Source organism: Pseudomonas sp. SST3 (assembly GCF_003325755.1).
In genome coordinates, this window is sequence record NZ_QORI02000142.1 from 1 (window position 1) to 4,011 (window position 4,011).

General features: G+C 60.9%; 4 protein-coding genes. All 4 read right to left on the minus strand.

All coding sequences use genetic code 11. From position 1 onward, the window contains the following. The coding region (locus DQ405_RS25310; RefSeq protein WP_168426419.1) for a cytochrome c oxidase subunit 3 at positions 1 to 806 on the minus strand (806 nt) is incomplete at its 3' end. Next, a complete protein-coding gene (locus DQ405_RS25315) occupies positions 803 to 1,384 on the minus strand; it encodes a cytochrome c oxidase assembly protein (RefSeq protein WP_168426420.1) in 582 nt (193 codons plus the stop codon). The genes DQ405_RS25310 and DQ405_RS25315, both read right to left, overlap by 4 nt. Before the next feature lie 23 nt (positions 1,385 to 1,407). Further along, positions 1,408 to 3,036 carry a cytochrome c oxidase subunit I gene (ctaD, locus tag DQ405_RS25320; RefSeq protein ID WP_168426421.1) on the minus strand — a complete coding sequence of 543 codons (1,629 nt, stop codon included), beginning with the start codon at positions 3,034 to 3,036 and terminating at the stop codon, positions 1,408 to 1,410. A gap of 12 nt (positions 3,037 to 3,048) precedes the next feature. Further along, the coding region (coxB, locus tag DQ405_RS25325; RefSeq protein WP_168426422.1) for a cytochrome c oxidase subunit II at positions 3,049 to 4,011 on the minus strand (963 nt) is incomplete at its 5' end.

The following is a 4,011-nucleotide window of genomic DNA, read 5'->3' on the forward strand; positions in this document are numbered from 1 at the left end:
GGTGTGAAGTGACCGCGAAAGCTACGCACCAACATCACGGTCAGAATGATCGCGCCCATGGTCACGTGGGCGCCGTGAAAGCCCGTGAGCATAAAGAAGGTCGCGCCGTAGATGCCCGAGCCTAGGGTCAGGCCTAGCTCGGTGTAGGCATGGATGTATTCCTCGATCTGCAGGATCAGGAAGATGGCGCCCAGCAACACGGTCAAACCGAGACCGAGCTTGAGCTGCTTGCGGTTTCCCTTGCGCAGCGCATGGTGTGCCCAGGTCAGAGTGAAGCTGGAGCTGACCAGCAGTATGGTGTTGATCAGCGGCAACCCCCAGGGACTGATGGTGCCTTCGGGTGCAGGATAGACACTGGGGTCCGGGTTGTTCAGCAGCGGCCAGGTGTATTCGAAGTTCGGCCAGAGCATGGCACTGACACCTTTGTCACCATCACCGTCGAGCCAAGGGCCGACCCAGTAGCGGATGTAGAACAGCACCCCGAAAAACGCGAGAAAGAACATCACCTCGGAAAAGATGAACCAGCTCATGCCCCAGCGGAACGAGCGATCCATCTGAGCGCTGTAGAGGCCTGCGCGCCCTTCGCGGACCACCGCACCGAACCAGCCGAACATCATGTAGGCGATCAGCAGCGCGCCGACAAAAAAAATCAACGGTCCACTGATCTCGTCGCGGCCGGCCTTGAGGTCGTTGAACCAGCTGCCCAACCCGAACACGGTGGTCAGCAGCGCAACGGTCCCGACTATCGGCCACTTGCTCTGGGCGGGAACGTAGTAGTTCTCGTGCGTGGTGGTCTGTTGGCTCATTGCAGACTCTCCTTGGCCGCCACCATGGACGCCTGATCAACGACGGCGACGGGAGGTTGGCGAGACGTGATATCGAACAAGGTATAGGCGAGCGTCAGGTGACGCACGTCTGCGGGCAAATCACGATCGACGATGAAACGCACCGGCATCTCGATGCGCTCACCGGGCTGCAGCACTTGCTGGGTGAAGCAGAAGCATTCGGTCTTGTGAAAGTAAGCGGCCGCTTTCGATGGCGACACGCTGGGCACCGCCTGGGCCGTCATCGGCTTGTCGGTGGGGTTGTAGGCGACGAAGCGCATTTCACGGCTGGCGCCGGGGTTCACGCTGATCTGGTCGGCGACCGGCTTGAATTCCCAGACCATCCCAGACGCGTTTGTGGCAAGGAACTGCACCCGCACTTGGCGATCCTCATCAACCGTCTGCTCGCCCTTGTAGGCACCCGCGGTTTTGCCGTTGATGCCGAACGCCTTGCACATCACGTCGTAGATAGGCACCAGCGCAAAGCCGAAGGCGAACATCGCCACCACTACCAGCAGCAACCGGCGGACCAGTCGGCCAAGTGGCAGTTCAGTGTTCATGGCAAGTACCCGAATCCGGCAGGTTAATCATGCTTGGGCCCCGTACGGTGCTCGTGCAGCTGTTCCATGTTCGGCGGCACGCTGAAGGTGTGGTAAGGCGCCGGCGATGGCACGCTCCACTCCAGCCCCTCAGCCCCATCCCAAGGCTTGGCGGCGGCCACCGGGCCACCCTTGATGCACTTGATGACGATGAACAAAAACAACAGCTGGGTCGCGCCGAACATGAAGGCGCCAACACTCGAAATCATGTTGAAGTCGGCGAACATCATGTTGTAGTCCGGAATCCGCCGCGGCATACCGGCCAGCCCCACGAAGTGCATCGGGAAGAACGCCAGGTTCATGCCGACGAAGCTCATCCAGAAATGCAGCTTGGCCAACGTCTCGTCGTACATGTGCCCGGTCCACTTGGGCAGCCAATAGTACGCCGAGGCGAAGATACCGAAGATCGCCCCGGGCACCAGCACGTAGTGGAAATGCGCTACCACGAAGTAGGTGTCGTGATACTGGAAGTCCGCCGGAGCGATGGCCAGCATCAGACCGGAGAAGCCACCAATGGTGAACAGGATGACGAAGGCCACCGCGAACAGCATCGGCGCCTCGAAGGTCAGCGAGCCGCGCCACATGGTGCTGACCCAGTTGAATACCTTCACCCCGGTAGGCACCGCGATCAGCATGGTGGCGTACATGAAGAACAGCTCGCCGGTCAGCGGGATGCCGACGGTAAACATGTGGTGCGACCAGACGATAAACGAGAGGAAGGCGATGGCGCCGGTGGCGTAAACCATCGAGGTGTAGCCGAACAACGGCTTGCGGCTGAAGGCCGGGATGATTGAGCTGACAGCGCCGAACGCCGGCAGGATCATGATGTACACCTCGGGGTGCCCGAAGAACCAGAACACATGCTGGAACAGCACCGGGTCGCCGCCGCCGGCCGCGCTGAAGAAGCTGGTGCCGAAGTGAATGTCCATCAGCATCATGGTCACCACGCCCGCCAGCACCGGCATCACCGCGATCAGCAGGAAGGCAGTGATCAGCCAGGTCCAGACGAACAGCGGCATTTTCATCAGCGTCATGCCCGGCGCACGCAGGTTGAGCACGGTGGCGACCACGTTGATCGCGCCCATGATCGAGCTGATGCCCATCAGGTGGATGGCGAAGATGAAAAAGGTCACCGATTCCGGCGCGTAGGTCGTCGACAGTGGCGCGTAGAAGGTCCAGCCGAAGTTGGGTCCGCCGCCCTCCATGAACAGAGTGCTGACCAACAGGCCGAACGCCGCCGGCAGCAGCCAAAAGCTGAAGTTGTTCATCCGCGGCAGCGCCATGTCCGGCGCGCCGATCATGAGCGGGATCATCCAGTTGGCCAGCCCGACGAAGGCCGGCATCACCGCGCCGAAGACCATGATCAGGCCATGCATGGTGGTCATCTGGTTGAAGAATTCCGGCTGCACGATCTGCAGTCCCGGCTGGAACAGCTCGGCACGGATGACCATGGCCATCGAGCCGCCCAGCAGGAAGGCGCAGAAGCTGAACCACAGGTACATCGAACCGATGTCCTTGTGGTTGGTGGTCAGCAGCCAGCGCGAGAGGCCTTTGGCCGGGCCGTGGTGATGGTCATGCCCGGCATGACCATGATCGTCGATCACTGCACTCATCACCTGATCCTCTTACTGGGTGGCTTCTTCGGCCTGTTTGAAGACGAGCACGTCTTTCGGCGTGACCATGTCGCCCTTGTCGTTGCCCCACGCGTTTCGCTCGTAGGTAATCACGGCCGCAAGGTCGACCTCAGACAGTTGCGGACCAAATGCCGGCATCGAGGTACCCGGCGCGCCCTTGACCACGATGCTGATGTGGTCTTCGGCATCACCCGTGGCGATCGGCGAGCCTTTCAGCGCCGGGAACATCGGCGGCAGTCCCTCGCCGGTCGGCTGGTGGCAGGATGCGCAATTGGTCTGGTAGACCTGCTCGCCGCGAGCGATCAGCTCTTCGCGTGTCCATTCCTTGCTGGTCAGCTCGGCGAGCTTGGCCGCTTCGGCTTTTTTCTCGCCTAGCCAGGCGGCGTAGTCCTCGGTGGACTTGACCTCGACCACCACCGGCATGAAACCGTGGTCTTTGCCACAGAGCTCGGTGCATTGTCCGCGGTAGATGCCGGGCTCCTCGACACGGGTCCAGGACTCGTTGATGAAGCCGGGGATGGCGTCCTTCTTCACCGCCAAATCCGGTACCCACCAAGAATGGATGACATCCGCCGCGGTGATCAGGAAGCGCACCTTGGCGCCCACCGGAATCACGAGGGGTTCGTCCACCTCAAGCAGATAGTTCTCGCCCTTGGGGGCTAGATTGTTGATCTCATCGCGCGGCGTGGTGAGGTTGCTGAAGAACTCGACGTCCTCACCCAGATATTTGTAGTGCCACTTCCACTGATAGCCGGTGATCTGGATGTCCACATCCGACTCGGACGCATCGTAGATATGGATCAGGGTGCGCGTTGCCGGCACTGCCATGCCCACCAGGATAAGCAGAGGTATGACCGTCCAGAGCACCTCGACTCGGGTGTTCTCATGGAAATGCGCCGACTCGAGCCGCTTGGAGCGGCGGTGGGCGAACATCGACCAGAACATCACCGCAAA

What these genes read in the sequence shown, in the direction of transcription:
- DQ405_RS25315 (WP_168426420.1), bottom strand. Translation starts at nt 1,384, where the DNA reads ATGAACACTGAACTGCCACTTGGCCGACTGGTCCGCCGGTTGCTGCTG.
- ctaD (WP_168426421.1), bottom strand. Translation starts at nt 3,036, where the DNA reads ATGAGTGCAGTGATCGACGATCATGGTCATGCCGGGCATGACCATCAC.